Raw genomic sequence first — 26,143 nt, forward strand, 5'->3', positions numbered from 1 at the left:
GGCCCAACGTAGCACGCGGGGCCGCGCGTCAGCGATGGAGTGGCACGCCGTTCGCCTCGCCCCTGGACGGACCCTCATCGAAAGGTGCACGAATGAGAAGCTGGACCGATGTGGTGCTCTGGAGCGTGGTGCTGGTCTCGCTGCTGACCTGGCTGCTCGCCGTGGTCGGTGTGCTCACCGTGCACCCGTGGACCCCCGCGCTCCTCGTGATCTCCGCCGCCTTCGCCGTGACCGGGATGCTACGGCAGGTGCCCGGGCGGCCGCGGCTCTGAGCCGGCGGGAGCGGCCGGGGCGCCCGGTTCCGCGTCCGTCGCTGGCGCCGGGGGCGAGGGCCCGTCCTGGCAGCACCGGACGCCGGTCGAGTAATCGAGGTAGCTCCTCGGGTGGGCCGTGATGAGGGCCTCGCAGCCTGCGCGGGTCGAGCGCGCGTAGAAGCCGCCGGCGAACGCTCCGCCCGGCTCGTTCACCCACTCATCGAGGTTGCCCACGAGATCGTAGACCGCGTCGCTGCCCCAGCGGCTCCTGCACCGCGGGCTCCCGCCCGTCTCCCGGAGCAGCGGCTCCCGGGCGCTGCGCACGCGGTTCAGCCGGGGATCCAGGTGGCCAATCGACGCATTGCCGTGGAGCAGCGCGGCGGGGTGCGCCGGCCGGTAGACATTGCACGCGCCCTCCTCGAAGGTGTCGCCGTACGGGTACAGCGTGTCGTCCTCGCCGCGGCACGCCGTGACGAACTCCTCGACCGAGCAGAGCCGCTTGCCGGCCGAGGCGCAGGCGCTCTCGGCCACGAGGCCGGTCACGTAGCCGCTCGGCCGCACCCCGGACCGCGAGCGGGCAAGGGCGGCGATCGCCCGGCCGCGCTGCCAGGGGGCGAGCAGCGGCAGGGGGAAGGCGCGCGCGTGGACGTCGCCGATCCGCCGCAGGCCGGTCGACCAGTCGGCGAGGGTGAGCTCCAGCAGGTTCGGGGTCGACGGGTAGTCGGGCGAGAGCGCCTGTCCGGTGGCGCCGTCGACGAGCATCGCCTCGAAGCGATCGACGCAGAAGCGGCCGCCGTCGACGGCCACCATGTCCGCCGGACACGCGGGCGCGCCCGGCAGCGCGGCGGCGGGCGCCTCTGCGGGCTCTCCTGCGGCCGGGCGCGCCGCCGCGCCGGCGCTCGCGGGCGGCGTGGGTCGCGCGACGCCGGCTTCGGCCTGCGCGTCGAGGCCGCTCACGGCGCTCCCGAACCACCGCAGGCTGCCGTCGGAGGCCCAGACCGCATCACCCACCACGCAGGCGCCTGGCGCCGCGAGCTCCGGGACGGTCACGAAGGCGCCGGGCGACGGGGCCGGGACCGCGCGCCGCGCGGGCTGCCCGTCGACGCAGAGCGCGCCGGTGTCGTCGGCCGGCCAGGGCTGCGACGCGAGCTCGGCGCCTTCGTCGTCGAGCCACACCACGTGGCGCCGGGCCGCGTCGCTGAGCAGCGCGCCTCCCTCGGGCAGGGCGACGAGCCGCACCGCGAGGTCGCCCTCGACGATCGGCAGCGAGGTCACGCGCGCCGCGCCGGGCCGGCCGAGCGCGTCGATCGAGAGCGCCACGACCACGCGCGGATCCGCGGCGCTCACGCCGGCGACGATGGCCCCGCCGCCGCGGCGCTCGCATGCGTCGAACCCCGCGCGCACCGGCGATGCGATGGCGAGGGCGGGCGGCGCGTGGCGTGCGGCGTCGGGATCGGGCGCGCCGGGCGCGACCGGCGCGAGCCCGCCCTGAGCGCCGAGCCCGGTGAGCGCGCCCGAGGCGTCGATCCCGGTGATCTGGAGCCTGTCGCCGAGCACCTCGAGGAAGAGCCCGCGCTCGTGCCCGCCGACGAGCGCCGTGCTGTCCTCGTGCGCGCGCCCCCGCAGCGCGGGCACCACGAGCGGTCCGGGCAGGAGCCGCGCCACGTCGGTCCTCGCGAGCCACCAGGACGACCCGATGCGCGCGGCGCGCCGCCTGTCGGTGGGGCGCTCCGGCTCGCCGATCGGCGTGCCCGGCGCGCGGCCGGCGGCGCCTGCCGGCGCCGCGCCGAGGCTCTCCGGCGCCGCCGCCGAGGTGATCAGGGCGCGCGCGTCGAGCCGGTGCAGCTGCCCCGCGGCGAAGGCGAGCCCCTCGCCGTCCGTCGCGAGCGCGCCCCACGCGATGCGCGCGCGGCGCGCCGGGAATGGGTCCGGCTCGCGGCGCGGCTGCCCGTCGGCGCGCGAGGCCGAGAAGAGCCCGCCGGAGATCGTCTGGAAGTACGCGCGATCTCCCGCCCACGCAGCGAGCCCCGGATCGTACCCCGGCTGTCCCGGGGCGCGCCGGGCGCCGCTCGCGGCGATGCGCTCGAGCGCGCCGATCTCGGCCGGCGTGACCGGGGTCGCGTCCGCGAGGCGCGCCGGATCCACGGAGCAGACCGCCCTGGGCGCGGCGCCGGCGACCAGCCGCTGGAGCGAGGGCGCGACGCGCGTCGCCTGGCAGGCCCCGTTGCGGCCGGTGACGTCGACGACCACGGCACCCGCGCTCGCCGTCACGAGGCGCGGATCCTGGTGGCCGCGCAGCGCGCCGTAGTCGAGGTCGCCCTCGACAACGACGGCGCGCCGGCCCGGATCGAGCTTGCCGTCCTCTCCGAGCGAGGCGAAGGCGATCTGCGCGCTCCCGAGCCACGACGTGCTCGTCTTCTTCGAGCTCGCCGCGTAAAACAGGAGATCGATCGCGCCTGGCCGCCCGCCTGCGTCGATCAGCCCCATGCCGTCGAGCGGCGGCCGGAAGCGCAGCCCGGTGGGGGACGACGTGGCCGCGATCCCTTCGGACGGCGATACCCAGCGGAGCCGCACCTCGACCTCGGGCAGCGGGTCCGGCCGCTTCGGCCGGGTCGCGGGGCGCGTGGTCTTCGCGGGCCGACCGTCGCGCCCGCGGTGCTCGCCGCGCTTCTTCCGCGTGGCCTTGCCGCTCGCGCCGGAGGTCTTCGCCGGCTGCTTCGGCTTCGCCGCCGTCGCCTTGCGGCCGGGGGCCTTGCGCGCGGGTTTCGCGGCCGCGGAGCGCTCGCGCGCGGCGCGCTGCGCCGGCGTCGTGGCGCTCGCGCGCGGCGCGGTCTCGGCGAGCTCGAGCAGCGCGACGCGCTCGCCCACGGCGGCCAGGGCGTGCGCGCGGATCGAGGCGCACGTGCGCGGTGCGGCCGAGGCCTCGCCCGGGAGGATGGCGGTCACGCAGAGCTCGCCGCCCTGCGAGGTGAGCAGGGTGGCGGTGCCGTCCGGGGAGAAGTGGGCGCCCGCGAGGTCCTCGTCGAGGAGCAGGTGCGGCGGTCCGAGCTCTCCGGTGGCAGCGTCGAGCCGCCTGACCCAGCCGGCGCGATCCGACGACAGCTTGGAGAGGAGCAGCACCGAGCGGCGGTCGAGCGACGGCTCGATCGTGAACGGGAGCGGCTGCACCGTCGCGGTGCCGAGCGGCGTGCGGCCGGGGGGAGCAACGCTCGCCAGGGCGGTCACGGCGGCGCCGATCGAGGGCGCGCTCTCCGAGGCGGGGGCCGGGACCGGGCTTGTGCCGGGCGCGTGCGCCGCGGTGCCGGTCTGTGCGGGCGCGTCCCGCAGGGACCCGCCGGAGCATGCGCCGGCGCCGCAGGCGAGCGGCACGAGCAGGGCAGGGATCACGGATCGGGGGCAGAGGGGGGATCGGGGACGACGCATCCTTCGCTCGCGCTCGGGTCTCCTTGTCCGCGCGGCTGCCCGGGCGGCGGCCGAGCCTAGATGGGAGCCGGTAGAAACCCGAGAAAATAAAACGTCTATCGCTCCACGATGGTTCGCGCTTCTGCCCTCGAAGCCCTCGTCGTCGGCGATGACGTGCGAGGTCGACCAAGGAGGGACCGCGACGGCGCCAGCTCGCCGGCGTGCGCCGCTGCGCCAACGACGGGAGGGGTGCCGTTCGAGCTCGTGCATGACGGGCGCCGAGCTCGGCCGCGACGATGTGCGACAGCTCGATCTCGGCTGCGAGGGCGAGGGTGAATAGTGGATAAATGGTAGCCGCAAGGACGTAATCCGTGTCCTGAATCACGGTTGACGCTACATCTCCGCGTGTGTACCGTGAATGACTTGGGGGTGGCATGCGGGACACGCTGAAAATGAAGGCGATCGCTGCTCTCGGTGCCGGTCTCACGGCGTGCAACTTCGATTTGGGTCAGTGCTATCTCAGGGAACAGGGGCCGGACGGCGCTGGGGGCAGGTTCATTCCCCAGTCAGCAGCTGCAGGTGACTGGCCCCGAAATGGTGATGACGTGGGGAGCGGCGCCTCCGAGCAGATGGCAGGGTGCGCACCGGTCACCAGGTGCAGCGAGTACTTCGAAGCTTGCCAGGTCAAAGGGCGGCCTTGCACGCGTAACGACAAGTGGCCATACGTTCTGTCGCGACTGTCTTGACTATTGCCTCCGCAACGAACCGTACGAATCCAGTGAGTGTCTTCGCTGTGGATATCGCTAGCGCGACGCATGTCGTGTTTGAGTCTCGCGTGGCCGAGCGCGTCGCGTCGCTGGGGGCCACCGACGTTGTCGTCGATTCCGACTGCCTTCTTGTTGGGCCGTCTCGTGCGGGGACGCCGGAGCACGTTCTTGCGCGTCACGCATGGTGGGGCTCCTTCGACGACCCTGTCGGTGCTATCGGTGCTGATAGCAAGATACGCCTCATGGTTGTCGTGTGGGTTTCGTCCACGAATCTGCGCGAGCGCGTGGGCCTCTGGAGAGTCTGTGGTAGGCTGCAGGAGCGCGGAATCCCGCGTAAGGACATCGTCGTCGTCGAGCTGGATCCGCCATTTCGCGGGTTGGATACGCAGGAATCTGCGGTGCCGACGTGGTGCTCCGCCTCGACGCTGAGTACCCTCCCGGGGCGGTTCAGCGAAGCGCGCTCCTGGCCGCGCGAACGCTACCGGCGTGCCGTCCGCCTCTGGAGCCAGTACACCGCAGCGGACCCGAGGCCGCTCGCGCAGAGTTGCGCGCATGGCATCGAAGGGTTTCCAGAGCTCGCTGCCTTGTGGACGTTTCTCTCTTCTTTCTTTCCAAGGAGGACCACGGAAGGACTGCTGCGTCTAAGTCGATTCGACGAGCTGCTCCTGACCATCCTGTCCACGGAATGGCAAACTCCTCTCGCGGTGGCTGGTCGCGACTTGCGATCTGGGATGAATTTGTGGCAGATGCTCTCCTGTACCGGCGACCTGTTCCTGCCACGCCGGCTAGAGCATTGGGCAGACCACGACTCTGGCGCGGCTGTGGAACGGGCGCCTGGCCCGAAGCCGTCAGACTCGCACCCGCTGCTTTCGAGTGTCTATCGGCTTACAGAACGTGGTATGAAGCTCCGAGAAGGCCTCGACCGCCTCGCGGACGCGCCTGGTTTGCCCATTGCTGGAATCGAGGCATACTCGACATCAGCCCCCTGGGTGCTGCTCGACGATGTCCGGCTGGCTCGGTTGTGATGAATGAGCACAGAAAGTTCGCGCTTGATATCGAGGATATCAGGCACGAACGCCGGCTCGGCGAGGTTGCGCAGATGGGACTCGACGCGGCGCGGGCGCCCTCCGCACGCTCGCGGTTGGTCCGGAAGTGGCCAAGAGGACGCCAGGAGGGGCGAGATGCATCGATGGCAGATCGCGATCCGCGATTGTGAGTCTCCGGCTGGACCGTGGGTCAGGAACACCTGAATCGTCGAGAAGTCGGTCGAGCGCGTAAATCTCACCGGCGTGCCCTGGATCGTCGCACGAGTATCGCGATAGCGCCCGCCATCAAGGCGCCGTTCGCTCCGACGCCCCTCGGGGCCATGGAGCGCCCGGTGCGGCCAACGGCGCATCCGCCCGGCGGGTCTCCTTCGAAGCCCGCCGCCGGCGCTTCACCGACGCCCGTAACGGGCGCCTCTCCGTCGGCGTTTTCCGCTATCCAGCGGCCATATGCGGGCGCGAGCGTATAGATCCCGCCGTCTCCGCAGTCGGCGCCGGCGGGCGAGCCGAGCGCCCGGACGCTGATGCCGAGGAGGTGCGGCTCTCCAGCGATCATGAGGCACGCAGGCCCGCCCGAATCACCAGGGCAGCTGTCCGGCGACCCGGGCGCGCCGGCCGAGAACTCGGTCGCGTTCCGCTGCTGGAAGGGCGTCTCGCCGACGTACAGCGCGCCGGAGGGCTCACCAGGCTTGCCCCGGGCGCCGTAGCCGGCGATCACGACCGGTGCGCCTTCGTCCAGCAGGTCGTCCAGCGCCTCGGGCGGGACCAGCGGAACCGGGGGCATCGTCTGCACGGGGGTCTCCAGCAGCAAGAGCGCGATGTCCTCCGCCCGGGCGAGCTCCCTCGCGCCGATCGTGCCAGGCGCCGGGAAGCTCTGGTGCCCGACGACCTTTCGGATACGGAAGGTCTGCTCGGGCGGCGCGTCCGTCACGTCGAGCGCGCCTGCCGCCACCCGCAGGTTCGCCGGCCCGAGCTCGGCAAGGAGCTCCCCGGTGACCTCGTCCTGGAGCACGACGCAGTGGGCCGCGGTGACGACGCAGCTCGGTGAGATGAGGGCGCCCGAGCACTCCTGGACACCCTCGCTGTCCAGCACGGCGACCGCGCCGAAGAGGGCGTCCGGGGTCGCCGGTCTCCCGTCCTTGATAGCGAAAGACTGCTCCTCCACGGGGTCGCCGGGCAAGACGTCCGAGCACCCCCCGAGGCCGCCGAGGGCCGCGCAGGCGAGAGCGACGAGGCGTGAACTCATGTCACGAGGGCTCCGGGCTCACGGCGAGCCGGGCTCGGGTGCCCGGCTCGCCGCGCCCTCGGGATCGGTTACTGGCACTCCTGGATGCTGGAGCAGGACGCCTTCGACAGGCGGATGCCGTCCACGACCGGCACCCCGGCGAAGAACGCCGAACACTTCGCGGCCGCCCAGACCCCGATCGTGTTGAACTGGTGGCAACTCCAGTTGTCCGAGAAGGAGACGCTGGCGCGGCAGCAGTACGTCGACGCCCTCTGGGACGAGTCGCCGGACTCGACGACCTTCTCTGCGACCGAGAGCCAGCTCGCGCGCAGCTCCGTGAGCCTTGCGTCGAGGGTTCCGTCAGCGTGCTGCCGCTCCATCTCGAGCAGGACGGGATCGTAGGACTGGAAGAAGAGCTCGATCGCGTCCGACCCGACCGCGAGCAGGTCTCCGGAAGAGGCACCTTCCTGGAGGAGCTCGATCAATGTCTGGATCGGGCTCTGCTGCCGCATGGCCTGCGCCTTGGACCAGGCCTCGGCCCATTCGGCCGAGAGCGTCCCGGAGGCCTGCCGCGCCTCCAGCTCGGCGCCGATGTTCTCCACCGTCCGCAGCAAGAGGTCGGGCGTGACGGCCGAAGTCGCCTCGGCCTGCGGCGCGGGCGCGTCGCTCTCCGTCTCCGTGGTGTCGCCCGAGCCGCAAGCTGCGGAGAGCGTCGCGATCAGCATGGACAGGGCAAGAGCAAGCTTCTTTTTCATTCGGATCTCCTGAGGGTTCGTGATTGCAGCGCCGCCCGGCGCCATCGCCGCGGTGCGCTCGGCGCGCCGGGGCGTCCGCGCGATTCCACACGGCTCCGCCGAGCGCTCAGCAGGCAACAGGCGCCGGTCGCCGCTGGACTGCTGCGGTGAACGGACCTATCCAGGCATCCTGCTCGCGGCGAGCGTTTCCGGCCGAGACGGTGCTACGACGAGCTGTAGCACGCGCTCGCGAGCGCTCGATTTCCACTTCGCGACAGGCGATGTACAGAATGCGCCATCGTGCCGCGGTACCGCAAAGTTGCGCCCGTGCTGCTTCGATCTCGCGTTCTCTCCCTGGAGCGTTCCCAGGCGTCTTGAGCGCGCAGCGGAGGCCGCAGCCGCAGCCGCAGCCGCAGCCGCAGCCGCAGCCGCAGCCGCAATCAGCGCCGTGGTCGCAGGCGCAGCACCCCGGGATCACGTCGCTGGCGACGGTTTACATTTCGCGACGCGCCCACATAATCAGCGATCGTGCCGGCTCAAGGTTCGGGATCCACGGAGCTCTTGCGGGCTCTTGTGACAGCGGCAGCACGAGACGGGCTCGAGGCCGAGGAGGTTCAGCGTGCGATGGCCCTCCCCAGCGGTCTTCTGGAGAGGCGGGGCGCTCGCGTGTCCATCGCCATGGTCCGCCGCGTGTGGAGCGCGCTCACCGACCATCGGGCGGCTGGTCCTCTCCTGGGCCTCCGCGCTGCCCGGCAGCTCCCCCTGGGGAGCTTCGACATCCTGGATTACCTCACGGTGGCGAGCACGACCGGCGCGGAGGCGTTCGCGCACCTGACGCGGTATCTGCCGCTGCTCGCCGATGCCGGGCGCGTCTGGACTGAATCCGACGGGAAGAGCTTTCGATTCCGTCACGACGCTCCCGGCGGCGTTCCCTCGCTCTCGGAGCTGCTGCTCGGGCTGATCGTCGCGCGCTCCCGGGCGCTGTTCGGTCCGGCCCACGCGCCATGTCGGATCCATTTCGCGCACGCGCCCCTGGCCTCGGCGAGCACGTATGAAGAGGTCCTCGGCGTCCCGGTGCATTTCGGATGTCGCTTTGACGAGATCGTCTTCGATCGCGGCATCGCTGAAGCGCCGATCGCCAGCCAGGATCCGCGGCTCATGAGCATCCTTGTCGTGCAAGCGGAGGAGGCGCTCTCTCGCCTCGACGTCCGCGAGCGCATCACGCATGACACCGAGTTCGTCTCTGCCTTCCGGCGCGCCCTGGCGCTGGCGCTCGACGCGGGTGACCCCGGCCTGACGCGCATCGGCGAGCGCTTCGGGATGAGCGCGCGGACGCTGCAGCGCCGCCTGGCCGCGGCGCACGTCAGCCACCGCGAGCTCTTGCAGGAGCTGCGGCTGGAGCGGGCGCGGCAGGCGCTGGGCGCCGCCCAGCCCAAGGTCGTGTCTCACGAGCTCGGCTATTCGAGCCCGAGCGCCTTCCACCGCGCGTTCAAGCGGTGGACGGGGCTGACCCCCGGCGCCGTGGCCGAGGGCGTCGTCTCGCCGCCGGCGGGACGGGGCGGCACGTCCATGCGCGACACAGGCGCGCATCGCCACGGCCCACCATCCAACCACACGTCTTCACGTGCAGGAACGCCTTGTCAGAACGACGAATCGCAGCCCGCTCCACGAGAGCGCATGGCGCGCGATGACGAGACCCTGATGGCCTCGAGGCGCGGCGCGTAGGTAAAAGAAGGCGCTTCGCTGCGCGATGGAGTGTGGCGCGGCGAGCCATTCTACGAGTCCTGAGCATCAAGCGGAAAGGGAACCGCGTTCGCGTTGCTTATGACGCGCTACCTCCCTGATTCCTCAATCATGAGCCGCTCGACGGACCCAAGCTTGCACGATTCATAAGATCGTGTGCAGCGTCCTCCATCGTTGGCCCTCTACAACATATGCAACCCAGGCTCCCCTTCCGTCCGGGTGCAACCCAGGCTCCCGGTCTGAACCGTTCACCACGCCACCGGTCCGTGCCTGACGCAGGTTGACGCCGAGCGATCACTGCAGGTACCGTCGTCTCGTGCGATGGGGGACGCGATTGTTATCGGTGCGCCGGATGCTTGGCCCCCCGGTTTTTGCCGTCGACGCAGCCAAGGCGGCGGGCAGCCCTCCTGCGCCCGGCCGGCGCGATGGCGCGGAGATCAGCGACCCGCCTGGTCACGAGCGCAGCGCGTGCGACGCTCACCGGTGGACCGACCTGCAGACCGCCGGCGAGGCGGCGCGTCCGATGCAGCAGCTGATGCCACAAGGACGGATCCTGGGCGCGCCGAGTCTGCCGGATTGCTCGGCATCCGGAGGGGCGCGTGTGCGGTTGCGCCGGCCGGCTTCAGCGGGGTCGACAGGGATGTGGACGATCTGGCGCGTCTCTGGCGCCGGAGGTGCGTGATGCGACGATACGTCTCGTTGTTACTGCTCGCTCTGCTGGTGTGCGTTCTCCCCGAGGACGGTGCGTCCGTTCGAAGACAAGCGTGGCCCGAGTCGGTCGGTCCAGATGCCGGGGTGATCGAGGCCCCGTACGCAGGGGAGATCGAGGGGGTGCCCGAGAGCGGGACATGGGAGGAGACCGAGCAACTCGATCGATGGTTCGCTCGTGAATCGGTGGTCATCATCAATGGCAAGGTCGTCGACCACGAGGAGATCGCGGCGCGTCGCCGCGCCGCACGCCGCGAAGCAGCCCGAAACGACCTCGCCGGTCGGCTGTCCAGCGCCATCAGCGAGCAGATCAGGGGGGCGAAGGTCCTCGCCTTCAAGATGAGGATCTGGGTCGAGGGGGTGCGCTGCGCCGACAAACGGTTCACGTCGCCGCCACCGGCGCCGGCGGGCCGCTGCCTGGACGGAGCCGAGGACTGCAACGATGCTCCTCTGCGGTGACCGGCATCCTCTCGCTGGTCGCAAGGCGTGGGCTGGGCTACGGGTATGAACGTTGAATGGACGAAAGACATCCTTCTCATCTGGCGCATAGCCCGCAAGACGCACTCTGGTGGCTTGTCGGCGGAGGAGCGGGGCGCTCTCGCTGAGGAGTTTGGCGTGAGCGAACAGGTGGTTCTGCGTTACGAACGCGCGAGGACCGTCTACGACTTGTCGATAGCCCAGAAGCGGTGGCGTCAGGCCAAGTGGGAAACGATTCTGCGGATGACGGAAGGCGGAAGGACGTTCGAGGAGGAGAAATTTCCAGATGAGTTGGAGGCGACGTTGGAGAGGTTGAGGGATGCGGAACCGGAGAATGAGATCACCCGCGAGCTTCGTGACGCCAGGGACGCGATCAGGGTAGAGCTCGGCTTACCCCCCGTCCCGACCGAAGACGACTCATGAGCCCTCCCTCGCGAGCGTGCCCGAACGCTCGGTCTCGACCGGCTCATCCACATAAAGTGAACTCATTCAGTCTGGCGGCGAATCCGCAGGCAAGGCGCGCATGCGGTATCGGAGGTGCGTGATGCGACGATGCGTGTTGTTGTTCCTGTTGGCTTTGTTGGGCTGCTCTGTTCCCGATGATGATGCATCTGGTCGGGTCCGAGCGTGGCTCGAATCCCTCGATTCGGACGCTGATGTGGTCGAGGTTCGGTGCACCGGAAACCTCGAAGAGCCCCCTGGGAGCGGAACGTGGACGGAGTACGAGCGTGTTGATCGGTGGACTGCTCGGGAAGTGCTGGGAGCCTTCAAAATAGATGGCGTCGATTGGGCCGAGGTCGTGGCGCGTTGCATCAGCAACAGCGAATATTACTTCCCCAAATGGCTTCTCGGCAAATTGAGCGACAAATTGTCGGCGGCGGATCGCGTGCTGCTCAAGATGAGCTTCCATGTCGACGAAGTGCGCTGCAACGGCACCCCGCTCAGGTCGCCGCCACCGATGCCGGTGCGCAGCTGTCCGAACGACATCGATGGTTGCGACGACGCTCCTCCGATGGCGAGCGACCTCCCTCCGCCGCTCCCTCCGCCGGGCGGAGGCGACTTCTGAGCGACGGCCTCTCGCGGTGCCGGGTCGTTGCCGCCGTCGCCGTCACCTTGCTCCCCGGAATCGTCCGCGCGGGCGAGCTCGAGCTGGAGGCGGGCCTCGGCGTGGGCATCACGTCGCTGGGCGAGCGTCGCGCCACGGGAGGGATGACCCTGCAGCCCAGCGTAGCGCTCGGCTGGCGGTTCGCCGAATGGGGCAGCCTTCGTTACCGCAATGCAATCTCCTTCTTCAATCTGAAAGATTTGCGCTGGATCGGCGTCATCGACGTGAACGCCGCCGTGCTCGGGATCCACCACCGCGAGCTCACGCTGGAGCTCGGTCCGAGCCTCGACGTGTTCGCCGTGCCGCTCTGCGCCGACACGTGGTGCCAGCGTGAGCACGGCCTGGCGCCGGCCCTGCATCTCGGCGCGACGCTATCCCCGGCACCGGAGAGCAGGCTTCGCGGCAGATGCACCCTACATACGGCGTATATCCCAGGTATCGCTTGGTCTGGGATCTCCATCAGCATCGCCGTCGAGGGCGTCTATCGCTTCTGATGGCAACCCCAGCGCGCGTCGCCTTGCCCGTCCCTACGACGTGCGCTCACCTCGTGCAGGAGAGGCCTTGACGCCAGCACCTCGCGCCTCGGGCACTCGCCGTCACTCTGGAAGTCGTCGAGCGTGCGCGCCTGCGCGACCACTGGTCGTGCGCCGTCTCGACCGGGCCGCCGAGCGCGCCGGCGAGGTTGTACCCATCGGTGTGCTACGGGGCGTGGGGGGCCGCCAGCCGGCGTGCGGCGGGGCGTGAGGGGATGCCGGCTGGCGTGCCTTGGAGAGGAGCAGAACCGAGCGGCCGTCGCGCGACGGCTCGGTGAGGAGGAACGGGAAGGGCTGTACCGCCGCCGTGCCGAGCGGTGTGCGGACGGGGGGCGCCGCGCTCGCGAGCGCGGTCGCGGCGGCGCCAGTCGAGGGCGCGCTCTCCGAGGCCGGGGCCGAGCTGCCGCCGGGCGCGTGCGCCGCGGTGCCGGTCTGTGCGGGCGAGTCTCGCAGGGAGCTGCCGGAGCACGCACTCGCGCCGCAGGCGAGCGGGACGAGCAGGGCAGGGGAGCACGGATCGCGGGGATCGGGGACGATGCGTCCTTCGTTCGCGCTCGGGTCTTCTCCTTGTCCGCGTGACTGCTCGGGGCGGCGGCCGAGCCTAGCGCGGGCAGCGGTCGCACGCCCGCGGTTGGTCCGGAAATGGCAGAGAGGACGCCAAGGGGGTCGAGGTACAGGGGAGATGGAGTCTAGTACAAAAAGAGTCTATCTAGAGCGGGCCGATGCGACAGGGAATGTTGTCGTGACAGAGCTCATCGCAGGTGAAAGCCCCGTCGTCCGAGTGGCTGAGACCTGGTTCCACCCTCAGGGAGGCGGTCAAAAATCCGATCGAGGCACCATGGGTCCGGTGCGCGTCCTGCACGTGGCTCACGATGGAGGCATGGTGGACCACTTCGTGGACTCGCTCGCGGGCCTATCCGTCGGAGGAACCTACGGCTTTGCAGTCGACTTCGCCTGGCGGAGGCTGAATTCTGTGTACCATTCGTCCGGGCACCTGATCGCCGGGTTGGTGGAAAGTCTTCAGCATGGATTGACCGCCGTGTCCGGTCATCAGTGGCCAGGAGAAGCGCGCGTCGAGTTCGAGGGGCAGGTGGAAGCTTCCAGCTTTGCTGGGCTTGCTACAGAGCTCTCGAGACGCCTGGGAGAGCTCCTCTCGAAACCCATCGAGGTCAAGGTGACGGGTGATCCGTACAGCTCGCGAGCGATCCAGATCGGGGACTTCCCACCGATACCTTGCGGTGGAACCCACGTGCGAGCCCTGTCCGATATCTCCGTTATACGAGTCCTGAGCATCAAGAGGAAAGGGAACCGCGTCCGCGTCGCTTATGACGCGCTACCTCCCTGATTCCTGAACTTGAGCCGCTCGACGGACCGAAGCTTGCGGCGTGGGGTCGTGAATCTGTCGACCACCGGCCCGGGTCGTAGACGTCGCTCTGGCTTCGTCCGCAGGTCCAGGCTGCCCGGCCGTACCTGTGGTAGGCTTGCCCCGGATGTCCGGCCCCTTCCCCAAGGACGCGTCGAAGCCCCCGACGTTCAAGCGCCTCCTGGTCGACGACTACGAGAAGGTCACCGACGCCAGGTTTCAAGAGGCGTGCAGCAGGCTCGGAGCCCGCGTGTGCCCCAAGGTCGGACTGAAGGAGGTCCTGCCCATCGAGGGTAGCTCGCGTTCCTGAACCGTCCGACCCCCTGTCGACTGGCCCTGCCGACCTCTTGGCGATCTCGGAGCCGTCGAAGCCGCGGGCAATGCCATGCTTGCTGATCAGAGATCCGCCTTCAGCGGCGGCCACATGGCAGCAGCCAGGATCCCAGTCTTCCCGACCGAGCCGCCCGAGAATCCTCGGTAGGCATTCAGCGCGATTGGGGCCGCGCCTCGGGGGTTCGGAAGGCCAGCGATGCTGGACTCCACCCGGCGGGGCGTGGGGGGACGCCCGGCGGAGTGCGGCATGCTGCGGGGCGTGGGGGGACGCCGGCCGGCGTGCTGCGGGGCGTGGGAGGACGCCGGCCGGCGTGCGGCGGAGCGTGGGAGGACGCCGGCCGGCGTGCGGCGGCGCGTGGGGGGACGCCGCCGGCATGCTGCGGCGCGTCGATACCATGCTGCCGCCTTGCCTGGTCATCGCCCGCCCGATAGCCAGGTCTGATGGGAAAAGCCGCATTACTCGCCCGCCGGCTCACGCCGAGCGGGTGCATTGTTGCAGGTACGAAGCTCGCCGCTCACAGGGAGGCCCTGAAGTCGAAGAAGATCAAGCTCGCTGCCAAGGTCGACGCAGCGGTCCAGTCCGTCATCGCGTCCACCGAGGCCCTCGAGGCGCTCGGGAGCATCGACGCCACGATGGTGGAGATCGATCGCGGCACCGACCGGTGCATCGGAGCGTTCAGCAGCCAGCTCGCCAGCATCGAGCGCGCGTTCGATCACGACGACATCCTGCCGCTGATGGATGACGAGGCGGCGCGCCGTCGCGATGCGCTGCTGGTGCGCTCGGAGGTGCTGTCGTCGGGCACTGACTTCATCCGTCTCGTCTACTCCCAGCAGTGGGTGCGCATGAGCGCCATGATCAAGGCGCTCGAGGGCAAGGACGTGAAGGCGGCGGTCGAGCGTCTCGGACTCTCGGCCGAGACAGGCCGCCTCCAGCGCTGGACGGAGCTGTACGGCAAGAAGCTCGGCGTCACGGAAGCGAAGGCCGCGGATCCGGCCGTCAAGGCGGTCGAGGCGTGGCACGAGGCCTATGGCACGCTGCTGGTCCAGGCCCATGCCGAGTACGACGACGACAAGGACGAGACTCACGCGCTCCTCCGCGACCGGCTGCTCTCGCCGTACGAGGACGTGGCGGAGGAAGAGCGGCGCGCCGACCAGCGGGCCCGCGCCGCCAGCGCCAGGAAGAAGGCCGACGTCGAGCCTGAGCCGATCGGATAGCGCTGCTCCTCGCGTGCCCGCCGGCAGGCGACCGGCCATCCCACCCATCGCGCGAGGACGGCGCCGTTCGCCGGTCACCTCGCGACGCCGCTCCAGTCCCGATCCCAGGTGACATCTCCCTCAGGTTGGGGGGAGATGTCGCCGGTACACCTCGCGCACTCTTTTTCGGATCCTGCGCACGATTTCGCAACAATCCGGGGGACCTTCCCGGAAATAGTATGGATGACGACGGGTGACGGATGACGGGGCTCCGCTCATGTCCGGCCCGTTCCTCGTCCGCAATCGGATCCCCAGGATGAAACGCGCCGCGCTGCCGCTCGCCGCATCGCTCTTCCTGACGGCGCCCGTGGCGCTCGCGCAGGTCGCGCCGCGCGGCGCGCGCCTGTCCTACACGCGGAGCCCAGGCACCGAGGGATGCCCCGAGGAGCCGAGCCTCCGGGAGATCGTCGCGAGCCAGCTCGGCGGGGTTGACCCGTTCGTGCGCGACGGCGCGTGGCGCGTCGAGGTGGTCGTCCAGCACAGGGGACCGGCGTTCCGGGGAGAGATCGCGCTTTACGACCGCGATGGCCGGGCGCTCGGCCGCCAGGAGCTCTCGAGCCCGATCTGTGGCGTGCTCGTGGGGGACATCGGCCTCGCCCTCAGCGCCGTCATGCGCCCGTTGCTGCCACCACGGCCTGCACCGGGGAGCGCTCCCACCTCGTCGCCGTCAGAGCCGCCGCCCCCGCCGGCGCCGGGGGATGCCGCTCCGCCCGTCTCGCCGGACGCGCCGCCTAGGGCGCCGGCCTCGAAGCCGCCCCATCCGGTCGCTGCGCCGGCCCGACCCGCTCCGCGCCCGAGGCCGCCGCCGGATCGCCCGCGCCTCCAGTTGGGCGCCGGGGTGCTGCTCGGCGCCGGCGTGGCGCCCTCCGTGGCGGTCGGGTTCTCGGGGTTCGCCGGCGCCCGCTGGGAGAGGTTCTCGCTCTCGCTGGAGGCCCGGGGGGATCTTCCGATCGATGCCGAGCCCTACCGCGGTTGGATCTACGGCGTGTCGGGGGTGAGCGGCTCGCTGGTTCCCTGCGGCCACATGGACTGGTTCTTCGGCTGCGCCGTCGCCACGGCAGGCGAGGTGTGGTACGCGCGGGAGAGCACCGGCAGGCAGTACGCGGCGCCTCACGCAGGGTTCGGGCTTCGTGCGGGAATGGAGGTGCCGCTTTCGGCCCGCCTCACCGGGCAGCTCACCGGCGACCTCTTGGTCAACACGCTTCGACCGTTCTCTCGGCCGATCCATGGAGAAGGGTGGTCCGTGGCGCCCGTCTCGGAGGCGGTGGCAATCCGTCTAGTCGCTCTTTTCTGAGCTTCCGTGCGGTTTTATGAAGCATCGGGCGCACCAGCGTGAGTGAATCCCGTGAGGCGGCTGCGAGCGCGTGCGACGCGCGGGGGTCGCACGCGCACGCCTCACGGTCTGCCATCCCCCCGGCGAGGCCGCTACTGCGCCCGGAACGAGCCGCCGACTAGGCCGGTACAGCGCTGGTGGGGTGACAGCAAAACGTCGCTGTCGCGATCGGCGAGGTGCTGCCGACGGGCTCGCCGCCGAACGGCTCGCATCGTCCGGGATCGAGGCTGACGACGCTCACGGACTTGCTCCCGAGCGCTGTCCCGGAAGCGATGGTTCCGCAGTACGGGGCGTCGGAGGTGATCACCTGGCCCGCGACGAGCTGAGAGCACGCTGCGTCGCTGAACGCGGAGGCCAGGACGCTGCACGTCGCTCCGGCGGGCTCGGTGCAGCCGCACGGCGCGCAGCCGCGCGTGTCCTCCACGCCGGCGTAGAAGACGTGCCGGTCCGGGTACGTGGCGGGGCAGTCCTGCTCTCCCTCGTGGTGGATGCACGTGAGAAACCCCTCCGGCGGCGCGGCGTCGCCGATCGGCGGTACCGGCGTGCAGGTCATGCCCGGATCCGCGCACGGGGGGAAGGCGTTTCCGGTACACGCCCGGGCGACGATCGCGAAGGTCCCCGCCATCGTGGGCTCGTCGGGGTTCTCCGGCGCCTCCGCGGCCCTCGGTGCGCAACCAGCGGAGACGACGCGAGGCGCATGGATCGCGAGCGACTGCACGCACGGCGCGCCATCGCAGGTCCGTCCGGCCTCGACGGCATTCGCCGAGATGCAGGTCCCGTTCCACCCATCCGGGGCAGCGAACGAGGTCGCGGGAGCCTCGGGGCCGCCACACGGGAAGCCGGCGTAGGCCCTCCATTCCGCCGGCACCTCGCACGTCGCCTCTGGCGGGTCGCACGCGCAGACGGGGCACGTGTGCGGAGCCGGAGCCGCGAAATCCGCGTAGCCCTCATAGCCGACGATCGGCGCGGTCGCAGGGCAGCTCGGCACGCGGTCGGGGGAGCCGATCCAGAGCAGCGCCGGCTCGGACCACCCGAGCGGCTCCTTCGGTACGCACTGCCCTGCGCAGACCTCTGCCGGCGGGATCAGGTCGCCGAAATCGGGCGCGATGGCGACGTCCATGTCGTCCTCGGCCGCGCAGTCATCGCCGCCATCGTCGCCGCCGCCGCATCCGCCAGCGCCGCCCGCGTCGGGGGGCTCGTGCACCTCACAAGGCGTTCCCTTGGGTCCTTCATCCTCATCCCACGGGCAGATGTACACCTCTGGTCTGCCGCATCCGCCGGACGTGATCCCGAGCCCGAGCGTGCTCGCACAGCAAACCGCCACGATCCCACGCTGCCAACGTCGCGCCCGCGTTGCCATCGCCTCTCCTCATCATTTACGGCGCCGTCGACGGCGTGCCGCCGTAAGTGCGGCCACGTTACCAAGGGACCCCAGGGCGCCGCCAGACCAATCCGGGGTAGCCCACCCCCGTGCGATCGCATTACGAAGAGCGAGGTATTCTTCTCATCTCTCGCCAGGCGACCGCCCGCGTCGCCCTCGGTGCCGGGCGTCGCGTCCACGCGCGCAGGAGCAGATCGTAGGCCTGGCGCGCCTTGGGCTCAGCGCCGCACCGCCCCCGGCGTCGTGGCGGGCGAGCGTCCACTTCCTCTCCGCGCCGCATCGGCGTTATCGTCCCCACACCATGCCGCTCGCCCCGCCTGCTCCCCGGCGTCTGGCCCACCTTCTTCGCTCCCCGCTCGCCCCGCCGCCGTGCTCTCGGGTGCCGATCTCACGCCGGTGGATGGCTCGATGGCTCGTCGTGCCGGTCTCGATCGTGCTCGGCGGATGTACCATCACGCTCGGCCCGCTCGACGAGAGCAGCGAAAACGAGCCTCGCAAGACGTCCGTCCTCCCGGCGCCGGAGCAGCCGGCTCGGCCGGAACAGCCGCCTGGGCCGGAGCAGCCGCCTCCGGAAGCGCCCGTGCTCGACGAGGCCCAGCAAGCGAGACAGGAGGAGGTCGAGCGCTATGTGGCGGAGGTGATGTACCACGGCGCGCCGATCGTCCGGTCGATCCAGCTCCCGTCAGGAGATATCATCGATGGGCTCGACCGGGCGTGGTTGCCCGCCATCCCGTACGAGCTGCCGCCGCTGCCGTGGGCGCCGGAGGAGCTCGTGCTGCCCTCAGGCGTGGAGCTCGGGCTCTCGGAGGCGGAGGCCGTCCCCGAGTTCCTCGATCTCGTCGCCACGGCGGCGCCGTTTCACCGGCCGACCTTCTGGTCTTATGTGCTGGGCGAGACGGACGCAATATCCATCGAGGACTACCTCGACCGCTATCAGGTCGCCGGGCAGCCGACAGGCCCCGATCGACTTTACGCCGGGGTCGTGTCCGTGGAGCCGAACCGCGGCATGTCCGCCTTCATGAACCAGTTTCGCCCGGAGGTGGCTCCCGGGAGCTTCAGCCTCCTGGAATTTGCGGTCGCGTGTCCAGCGCTGGGCACTCCAGAAGAAATGGTCGGCGTTGTGATCTCCGTCGACAAGATCAACGGTTTCGGCAAGGGCGAGCAACCGCTCATCGACGGGGAGCCACGGTTGCACGTCGAGTACATCAGCCAGAGAGGTGGCAAGCACCAGCACGCATGGGACCACCGGGGCGGGAAGTTCGTTGCGAACCCGCTTCGCCGGGCATCCCCCGGCCAAATCGTGCCCGTCTCCGCGCTCGGCGGGGCGCAGGTGGAGCACCTGATCTCCATTTTTCAGGCCCCGACCGGCGACTGGTGGATCGCGTACCAGCACGAGCTACTCGGGTACTACCCGGCCAGCCTGTTCGGGACGTTGCACGCGGGCGCCTGCCGGGCCGACTGGTACGGGGAGGTGTATCGTTCAGGGCCTTCTCCGGCGTTCCAGAACCAGAACGGTGCGATCAAGACCGAGATGGGCAGTGGGGAGTTCGCCGACGCCGGATGGCCGTATGCGGCCTACGTGCGAAATCCGATGTACTACGACCTTTTGTGGTTCGGGGTGAAACCGCTCAACCTATACGCGCTCGAGCCCTATGGCGACTCTTGCTACACCCAGTCGAAGGTCAATGAGGACGCTGCGTCTGGGGACAGGGTCTTTTACCTTGGAGGCCCCGGCGGCAACGATCCGGGGTGCCAGTGGCCATGAGGACGCACATGAACCGGATCCATGCGACGATCCTCGTCGCGCCGCTTGCGGGAGCGGTGAGCCTCGCCGGCGCCGCCTCCTGTGGATCGACCGACGAGGTGCCGCTCGGCACGCGCGTCCAGCACCCCGACCCGCAAACATCGAGGCAGGTATCCTCGGCGACCGAAGCCGTCGACACGAGCCCCCCATCGCCCGAAGCACCGTTTTCGCCGCTCGACAAGGCAATCGCCCTCGATTGCCGGGATGTGCCCGGGCTGCCGGAGGCCCGGCCTTGGTCCCAGCGTGTGCCGGAGCGCGACTGCACGAGCGACGGCGAGTGCGGCGATGGGTATTGCGACCGAGGGCGCTGCGCCGCGATCTGGACCTGTGGTGAACGGTTCGGGCAGCGCTGTGTGAACGGCGACGTGGCGCCTAACCCTCGGTTCCGCGACAGGTGTCCGGGGATCTGCCTCGACGGGCGCTGCCGGTCCTGCACATCCGACCAAGACTGTGAGAAGGAGCTCGGCCATCCTGGGTTTATCTGTGGCTCCCGCCGAGAAAGGAGCGGTGGTCGCGGTTGCGCCGTGATCGGGCCGCACGGGCGATAGGAGCGGGGGCATGCTGTCCGAACAACCAGGGTTCCTGGCCCGACAGCAGGCCGTCCCCGTTCCTCGGAGGCATGCGCGCTGGATGCACCGGCGACTCGCCCTTCTGGGGCTCGGCGCGATGATGGGTGCCGCCGTCATGGCCTCCTGCTCACCGGGCGATTCGCTGCCTGGGGGATGGCGCGTCGAGCACCCTGTCCGCGTCGTCCCGCTGTCCGCGCCACCGCCTTTGCCCCCCCCACCGCTTCCCGCGAGTGAATCGGTCACACCACCGCCTTTGCCCACCCCGCCGCCTCCGGCGAGCAGCTCGTCTCTACCCGCCCCAGAAGGCTCCGCGCAGGAATGGCTGACGTCTTTGGAGGCGCCGCCGGCCCCGGACCCCAAACCCCTCCCCTCCGAAGTGCTCGCGCACGAGCTTGGCCTCAAGCTCTCGCCGCGTGAGATGGCCATCGTCGATGATTGTCCCGAACGACGCTGGTCGAAGAACGTGCCGGACCGAGCGTGCACCAAGGCCGACGCGAAGGACGGCAGATGCGGCGGTTGGCCGTGCGAGGAGGTGCGCTGCGCGGTGACGTGCACGAACGACAGCCAGTGCGCTGACGGCTTCTGCGACCGAGGAAAGTGCAGCGCGATCTGGACCTGTGGCCGTCGGCATGGCCTCCGGTGTGAAACGGACGCGCAGTGCGGTGGCCTCTGCATCAAGGGGCGGTGCCGGTCCTGCGTGTCGGACGCGGAGTGTGTGAAGCGGATCGGCCGGTCCGATGGCGTGTACGGCCACGAGGTACTCGACGCGCTGACCGACTCCCGCTTCTGTTTTGCCGAGAACGACGTTGTGCCGTCCCTTCCCGGGGCACCCGTTCGGATATCGCCGTCCCCCAGGTCCGGGGCCCCTCGACGTGCTCCAAAGCCATGACCGCCCGGCGTGCGCGATAGGATCGCGCGCGTGCCGGCGTCGGTCCCAGAAAAATCCGACTCGGACGAGCACGAGGACTTCGAGGGTGACGTAGATCCGTTTTGCTCGGAGCCGCCTCCTTCGCCGGGATCGTAGAGCTCCGGCGAGCTCCCCGCCCTGCACCAGCGCGGCAAAATGGGCCAAATTTCGACGTCCAGGCGCCTAGCGGTACGCAGGCCTGTCGATTGTGCAACGAGGAGCGGGGCAGTCCCGGACACCGTTCCGATGAAGAACCCGTTGCCGATCCCCCGCCGTCGGGAAGCCCGCCGCCTGTCCTCCGATGCGCCGGGACCCCGGGCGCGCCGCCGCGCGCGCAGCGCGCCGAACGAGGCGCTCCACCCGGCGGTCTCGCCCTCCATCGAGGCCCTCTGGGCCGAGCGGCCGTTCGTCGCCCCCCTGCTCCGCGCCCTCCACGTTCCCGCCCGCGACCGAGAGGATCTCCTCCAGACGGTGCTCCTCGGCGCCTGGGAAGCCATTCGAGCGCGGAGGTACCGCCCGGACCCACGGCGGCACCCGCGCGCGGCGCTGCGCGGGTGGTTGCACGGCATCGTCTGGCGCCAGGTGTCCCATTACCGGGAGCGCGCCTGCGTCCGCTGCGAGATCCTGCTCGACGCGCCCTTCTCGCCCGCCGGCCAGGCGCCCGTGGAGATCGAGGGAGCGCTCCTCGCCCGCGCCGCGCTCCGCGAGATCGCCGCACTCCCCGCCGGCCATCGCGAGGTCCTCCTCGCTGGGGCCGGGCCCCTGAGCCTCGTCGCCTGGGCACGAAGGCGCCGCATGAACCCCAATTCCGCTGCCAGCCGGTTGCGTCGCGCCAGGAGGGCGCTGGCTGAAAGGCTCGCCTCACCGCGGCTGCCGTTCGGTGACGGCGCCGTTCGGTGACGCCGGCGCCGGGGTGATCCTCCGTTCGGTACCCGCTCGGCCGGTCGTGTCGAGCCCGTGTACGATTTCGCAACGAGCCGGGCGGCCTCGCCGGACTACCTATCCATGAAAGACCCCCGAGCGCGTCCAGCGCCCCCTCCTGCGCCCGACCCAACGCCCGCGCCTCCGCCTGCGCCCGCCCCGGAGGCGGCGTCCGCGCCCGCCCCGGAGAGGACGCCTGCACCGGACCCAGAGCCCGCTGCCGGACCCAATAGGGATCCTGCGTCCGCCACCGGCTCGTCCCCGCCGCCTTCGTTCGAGGAGGTCTACCAGACCTTGCTCCCGTACGTCCTCGCGGTGCTCTGGCGGGTCGGCGTCGCGTCTCGGGATCTCCACGATGTCGCTCACGAGGTGTTTCTCGTCGTTCACCGCCGCCTCAAGGACCAGGATCCTCGCCTGTCGCTCAAATCGTGGGTCGCGGGAATCAGCGCGCATGTCGCCCTTCGGCACCTGCAGCTCGCCCGGAACCAGCGGGAGCTGCTCGATCCCGGCGATGTCGAGCCCATCGAGCTCGCGGACCCAGGGCTCGACGCCGAGCGCCGGGTCGCACAGGCCGAGACCCAGCGTATCGTCCGCGAGCTCATCCAGCGCATCGAGAGGGAACGACGAGCGGTGTTCGTGCTCTACGACCTCGAGGGAAGCGACATGCGCGACATCGCGCAGGCCCTCCAGATCCCCGTGAACACCGCATGGGATCGGCTGAGACGCGCTCGCAGCGAGTTCACTGCCGCGGTCAAACGACTCTCCGCGCGGGACCCGGACGCGCTCGGCCTTCGTCGCCTGCGCTTCGCCCTGGCGCCGTTCGCCCTGGCCGATAGACCCCTGCTGTTCGATGCAGGCGGGGTCCGGCTCGGCCTCTCGCACGACCTCGCCGGGCCGCTCTGGGCGCGGCTCCAGCGGTCGCTCGCTTCGACAGGAGGGCTGGCCCGCGGCGCGGACAGCCTCGCCGGCGCCCGTGCAACACAGCCCGATGCAGGTGCTACGTCGTCCCACCGGCGCCGCCCCGGGAACGCGGTGGAGGCCGCCGGTGTCACCGGGGAGAAGCGCACGCCCCTGGTCGTCACGATCGCGCGATCCAGGCTCATCAAGGCGGGGGCGGCGCTGTTCCTCTGGGGCGTCGGGGCCGGCGCCGGCCTGGTCTATGCCATGCTCCCGCCGCCTGCTGCGGCGCCGGTGGTGTCCGTCCGCGCCGAGGCCGACGGCGCCGCGCCCGAGCGAGCCGAGCGCGCCGGGGACGGGCGCAGCAGGGGCGCCGCAGACGGGCGCGCCGTGGCCGCGATCGTCGGGAACGCTGAGCCCCCGGCGCTCGTGGCGAAGGCGGCTGTGGCGCCGTCACGCGCCCCCTCCCGCAAGGCGGCTCCGCCCAGCGAGCGCGACACGACGGAGGAGAGCGCGTTGCTCAGCAGCGCTGGAATTGCGCTCAGCGAAGGGAAGGCGACAGAGGCGCTCGACGTGCTGGCTTTGCACGAGCGGAATTACCCGCGCAGCCCGAGAGGCCAGCTGCGCGAGGCGCTGGCCATCCAGGCCCTCGTCCAGGCCGGGCGGCGTGCCGACGCCCGCGCGCGCGCCGAGCGGCTCCGCGCGGCGTACCCCCACGCCGTGTTTCTCCCCGCCATCGAGTTGGCCGTGAGCAGCCCATGAGGGCCTCCGCGTGCTCTTCTGCGCTTCGCCCCCGACCGACGACACGGCCCGCGCTTCGACCGTCCGCGAGCGGGCGCACGGGTTCGTCGGGTCCGCTCGCGAGGGAGAACTCCGGTACGGCTGTCCGCCGCAGCGCCCAAACGGGAGGGCGCCGCCGGCCGGACCCGAGGCCGTGCAGGTGGTGCTCGACCGTCCGCGGGGCGCGGGCTAGCCTGTACCTATCCACGATGAGCAAGAAGCTGGACGACGAGTTGGCCCAGGCGCTGTCTCTTGCAGAGCAGCAGGATACGCCGGCGGTGGTGAAGCCGGCCGCGGCGAGCCCGGCGCCGAAGGCGCGCCCGTCGCGCAGCCTCGGCCTGCTGGCGACGCTGCTCGTCATGGTGGGCGCGCTCGTCGCCCTGTTCCTCGTCGGCTTCAAGGAAGCGGCCGTCTACGCGACGCCGGTCGACCAGCTGCTCGCGTCGAAGGACAAGCTCACCGGCCGCAAGGTCCGGGTCGAGGGCGAGCTCGTGCCCGGCACGCTGGTCAAGCGCGATTCGCCTTGCGAGTACCGCTTCCAGATCCACGGCACGCAGGCGCCGCTGCCCGTGCGCTACGCCCAGTGCGTCATCCCCGACACCTTCCGCGACGTCCCGAGCGGCGGCGTCCAGGTGACCGTCGAGGGCACGCTCTCGCAGGGCGGCGACTTCGAGGCGAGCCTCGTGATGGCCAAGTGCACCTCCAAGTACGATCCCAACTCGCACGAGATGAAGGGCGGCGCCCAGCCCGGCGCGGGCCCGCTCTCGCTCAACTGAGCGCTCCCCTCCCAAAGGCGCCGCCGCGCGGCGCCGACACGCCCGGATCCATCTCCCCGCTCCCCGGCAAGCCGCCGACTGGCTCGCTCGCGGGACCTTGAGCCTCCTCGACGAGCTGGTTAAGAGACATCCCCGGACCGACGCCCGAGGAGGAGGCATTTGAGCCACGATCGCGATCTCGTCGTCCTGACGCAGAACATCTGGGGGGGAGTCGCCCTCTGGGAGCGGCGCCGGACGATGCTTGCCAGGCTCATCGGCGATCTGCGCCCCGGCCTCCTCGGGCTCCAGGAGGTGCACGCGCCGGCGGCGAGCGGCGACCTCGGCCAGGCCGGGGAGCTCTCGCGGCTCGCCGGCGGATACAGGGCCTGGTTCGCGCCGGGCAGGGTCGCCGCGAGCGGCGAGTGCGAGGGGGTCGCGCTGCTCTGCCGGGAGGACATCGAGGTGCTCGATCACTCCGTGGAGGCGCTCACGCTCGATCGCGACGACCCGTTCGAGCGCGACAGCCAGCGCGTCGTCCTGCGCGCCGCGATCCGGCACGCCGGCGCGGTGGTCGACGTGCTCGTCACGCACCTCTCGCTGTCGAAGCGCGCGCGGGCGCGCACCGTGCGCGAGCTCGTGAGCTTCGCCGCGCGCGAGCGCCAGAAGTCGGGGAGCCACGGCGCCGTGCTGATGGGCGACTTCAACGCGCTCCCCAGCGAGGAGGCGGTCTGTTATCTCCAGGCGAGCGCCGGAAACGGCTCCTGGCTCGACGCCTGGACGCAGGCGCACCCCGGCAAGGCGGGCGGCACCTGGCCCGCGGGCCTGCCGCTGCGCCGCATCGATTATGTCTTCGTTCAACCGGGCGAGGGGTGGGCGATCACGCGCTGCGAGCGGGCGCCGTTCTCCGGCTCGGATCACCTCGGCGTGGCCGCGTGGCTGCGGCTCGGGGCCTGAAGGGCTGGGCCCCGCTCGCCCGGATCTCCAGCAGATCTCGATGGATGAGGCCTCCGGGCGCAAACTGTACCCGCTGCGGCGGACCGGGTAGGCTGGCGGCACATGAGCAGGCTGCTGATCTTGGGGGCGACCGGGGGCACGGGCGCCGCGTTGATCCGTCAGGCGCTGGAGGCTGGACACGAGGTCTCGGCATTCGCGCGCACGCCCGCCACCATCCCTGTCCCGCACCATGAGCGGCTGCGCGCGCTCCGCGGCGACATCATGGATGCCGAGCAGGTGTCGCGCGCCGTGTCCGGCCACGACGCCGTCCTCTCGGCCCTGGGGTCGCGCGGCATGGGCCCGACGCGCGTTTACTCGGACGGCATCGTCCACGTCCTGCGCGCGATGAAGGAGCATGGCGTTCGCCGCCTGATCGCCGTCACCGCCGCGGGCATCGGCGAGGAGCAGCAGCCTGCGCTCTGGTTCCGGCTCCTGGTCAAGCCGATGCTCCGCAACAGGTATTCCGACATGCTGCGCATGGAAGAGGCCCTCCGCCGGAGCGATGTGGCCTGGACCGTCGTGCGCGTCCCCAAGCTCACCGACGGGCGGCTCACCAAGGAGTGCCGCGCCGAAGTCGACCCCTCACCGCCGGAGGGCTACCTCTTTGGCGGCCCCACGATCTCGCGCGAGGATCTGGCGTATTTCATGCTCTCCCAGCTGGAGAGCGAAGAGTACCTCCGCAAGGCGATCGTCGTGACGTACTGAGGGCGCGGCGCGGTCGTCATCTCTTGACGCGGCCGCGGAGCATCGGTCTGCTGCCGCCCCCGCCGTCGTGGCCAGCCTGCGGCGCGCCTGCGGTGATCGCCGCGAATGCCGCGATCACCGTGATCCTCGCGATGCTGCCGAGCAGAGGCCTCATAAA

General features: G+C 70.6%; 22 protein-coding genes. 17 read left to right on the forward strand and 5 right to left on the reverse strand.

What is annotated here, in order from left to right:
- Window positions 1-92: 92 nt before the first annotated feature.
- Window positions 93-272, forward strand: a complete 180-nt coding sequence (locus WMF45_RS50915) for a hypothetical protein (protein ID WP_437548241.1) — start codon at window positions 93-95, stop codon at window positions 270-272.
- On the opposite strand, the gene WMF45_RS50920 is transcribed toward WMF45_RS50915, so the two are convergent.
- Complete coding sequence (locus WMF45_RS50920; protein WP_437714713.1) at window positions 240-3,641, reverse strand: hypothetical protein; 3,402 nt, start codon at window positions 3,639-3,641, stop codon at window positions 240-242. The genes WMF45_RS50915 and WMF45_RS50920 overlap by 33 nt on opposite strands.
- A 793-nt stretch (window positions 3,642-4,434) precedes the next feature.
- Between WMF45_RS50920 and WMF45_RS50925 the strand changes: the two genes are divergently transcribed.
- Window positions 4,435-5,448 carry a hypothetical protein gene (locus WMF45_RS50925; protein WP_437714715.1) on the forward strand — a complete coding sequence of 338 codons (1,014 nt, stop codon included), beginning with the start codon at window positions 4,435-4,437 and terminating at the stop codon, window positions 5,446-5,448.
- Window positions 5,449-5,704: 256 nt separating this feature from the next.
- Here the strand turns inward: WMF45_RS50925 and WMF45_RS50930 are convergent, their stop codons facing one another.
- The gene (locus WMF45_RS50930; protein WP_437714717.1) at window positions 5,705-6,712 is read right to left on the reverse strand and encodes a S1 family peptidase; all 1,008 of its coding nucleotides are present in this window, start codon (window positions 6,710-6,712) and stop codon (window positions 5,705-5,707) included.
- A 68-nt stretch (window positions 6,713-6,780) separates the two neighbouring features.
- Window positions 6,781-7,446: a hypothetical protein gene (locus WMF45_RS50935; protein WP_437714719.1), complete on the reverse strand. Its 666-nt coding sequence runs from the start codon at window positions 7,444-7,446 to the stop codon at window positions 6,781-6,783.
- Between the two features lie 552 nt (window positions 7,447-7,998).
- On the opposite strand from WMF45_RS50935, the gene WMF45_RS50940 reads away from it, so the two are divergent.
- The 9 genes from WMF45_RS50940 (at window position 7,999) to WMF45_RS50980 (ending at window position 16,235) form a co-directional block, all read left to right on the forward strand.
- Complete coding sequence (locus tag WMF45_RS50940) at window positions 7,999-9,150, forward strand: AraC family transcriptional regulator ligand-binding domain-containing protein (RefSeq protein ID WP_437714721.1); 1,152 nt, start codon at window positions 7,999-8,001, stop codon at window positions 9,148-9,150.
- 699 nt (window positions 9,151-9,849) lie between these two features.
- On the forward strand, window positions 9,850-10,335 hold the full coding sequence (locus WMF45_RS50945) for a hypothetical protein (protein WP_437714723.1): 486 nt from the start codon (window positions 9,850-9,852) through the stop codon (window positions 10,333-10,335).
- 45 nt (window positions 10,336-10,380) lie between these two features.
- The gene (locus tag WMF45_RS50950) at window positions 10,381-10,776 is read left to right on the forward strand and encodes a hypothetical protein (protein ID WP_437714725.1); all 396 of its coding nucleotides are present in this window, start codon (window positions 10,381-10,383) and stop codon (window positions 10,774-10,776) included.
- Between the two features lie 121 nt (window positions 10,777-10,897).
- On the forward strand, window positions 10,898-11,419 hold the full coding sequence (locus WMF45_RS50955; RefSeq protein ID WP_437714727.1) for a hypothetical protein: 522 nt from the start codon (window positions 10,898-10,900) through the stop codon (window positions 11,417-11,419).
- Window positions 11,420-11,466: 47 nt separating this feature from the next.
- On the forward strand, window positions 11,467-11,952 hold the full coding sequence (locus tag WMF45_RS50960; RefSeq protein ID WP_437714729.1) for a hypothetical protein: 486 nt from the start codon (window positions 11,467-11,469) through the stop codon (window positions 11,950-11,952).
- A 919-nt stretch (window positions 11,953-12,871) separates the two neighbouring features.
- A complete protein-coding gene (locus WMF45_RS50965; protein WP_437714731.1) occupies window positions 12,872-13,336 on the forward strand; it encodes an alanyl-tRNA editing protein in 465 nt (154 codons plus the stop codon).
- 145 nt (window positions 13,337-13,481) lie between these two features.
- A complete protein-coding gene (locus WMF45_RS50970; protein ID WP_437714733.1) occupies window positions 13,482-13,664 on the forward strand; it encodes a hypothetical protein in 183 nt (60 codons plus the stop codon).
- Window positions 13,665-14,128: 464 nt separating this feature from the next.
- Window positions 14,129-14,902 (forward strand): phosphoenolpyruvate--protein phosphotransferase, encoded by a 774-nt coding sequence (locus WMF45_RS50975; RefSeq protein WP_437714734.1) that lies wholly within the window; start codon window positions 14,129-14,131, stop codon window positions 14,900-14,902.
- 295 nt (window positions 14,903-15,197) lie between these two features.
- Window positions 15,198-16,235: a hypothetical protein gene (locus WMF45_RS50980; protein WP_437714736.1), complete on the forward strand. Its 1,038-nt coding sequence runs from the start codon at window positions 15,198-15,200 to the stop codon at window positions 16,233-16,235.
- A gap of 157 nt (window positions 16,236-16,392) precedes the next feature.
- On the opposite strand, the gene WMF45_RS50985 is transcribed toward WMF45_RS50980, so the two are convergent.
- Window positions 16,393-17,478 carry a hypothetical protein gene (locus WMF45_RS50985; protein WP_437714738.1) on the reverse strand — a complete coding sequence of 362 codons (1,086 nt, stop codon included), beginning with the start codon at window positions 17,476-17,478 and terminating at the stop codon, window positions 16,393-16,395.
- A gap of 577 nt (window positions 17,479-18,055) precedes the next feature.
- On the opposite strand from WMF45_RS50985, the gene WMF45_RS50990 reads away from it, so the two are divergent.
- From WMF45_RS50990 to WMF45_RS51015, 6 genes are all read left to right on the forward strand, one after another.
- Window positions 18,056-19,420, forward strand: coding sequence for a neprosin family prolyl endopeptidase (locus WMF45_RS50990; RefSeq protein WP_437714740.1), 1,365 nt, complete (start codon window positions 18,056-18,058; stop codon window positions 19,418-19,420).
- 1,761 nt (window positions 19,421-21,181) lie between these two features.
- Window positions 21,182-21,835, forward strand: coding sequence for a sigma-70 family RNA polymerase sigma factor (locus tag WMF45_RS50995; protein WP_437714742.1), 654 nt, complete (start codon window positions 21,182-21,184; stop codon window positions 21,833-21,835).
- Between the two features lie 315 nt (window positions 21,836-22,150).
- Window positions 22,151-23,515: an RNA polymerase sigma factor gene (locus WMF45_RS51000; protein ID WP_437714743.1), complete on the forward strand. Its 1,365-nt coding sequence runs from the start codon at window positions 22,151-22,153 to the stop codon at window positions 23,513-23,515.
- Between the two features lie 227 nt (window positions 23,516-23,742).
- On the forward strand, window positions 23,743-24,309 hold the full coding sequence (locus WMF45_RS51005; protein ID WP_437714745.1) for a cytochrome c maturation protein CcmE: 567 nt from the start codon (window positions 23,743-23,745) through the stop codon (window positions 24,307-24,309).
- A gap of 159 nt (window positions 24,310-24,468) precedes the next feature.
- The gene (locus WMF45_RS51010; RefSeq protein WP_437548265.1) at window positions 24,469-25,242 is read left to right on the forward strand and encodes an endonuclease/exonuclease/phosphatase family protein; all 774 of its coding nucleotides are present in this window, start codon (window positions 24,469-24,471) and stop codon (window positions 25,240-25,242) included.
- A 102-nt stretch (window positions 25,243-25,344) separates the two neighbouring features.
- Window positions 25,345-25,986: an NAD(P)-dependent oxidoreductase gene (locus WMF45_RS51015; RefSeq protein ID WP_437714747.1), complete on the forward strand. Its 642-nt coding sequence runs from the start codon at window positions 25,345-25,347 to the stop codon at window positions 25,984-25,986.
- A 16-nt stretch (window positions 25,987-26,002) separates the two neighbouring features.
- Here WMF45_RS51015 and WMF45_RS51020 read toward each other — a convergent pair whose 3' ends face one another.
- Entirely contained in the window at window positions 26,003-26,140 is a 138-nt protein-coding gene (locus WMF45_RS51020) for a hypothetical protein (protein WP_437714749.1), read from the reverse strand.
- Window positions 26,141-26,143 lie beyond the last annotated feature (3 nt).

Source organism: Sorangium sp. So ce448 (genome assembly GCF_051520915.1).
Taxonomy (GTDB): domain Bacteria; phylum Myxococcota_A; class Polyangia; order Polyangiales; family Polyangiaceae; genus Sorangium; species Sorangium cellulosum_B.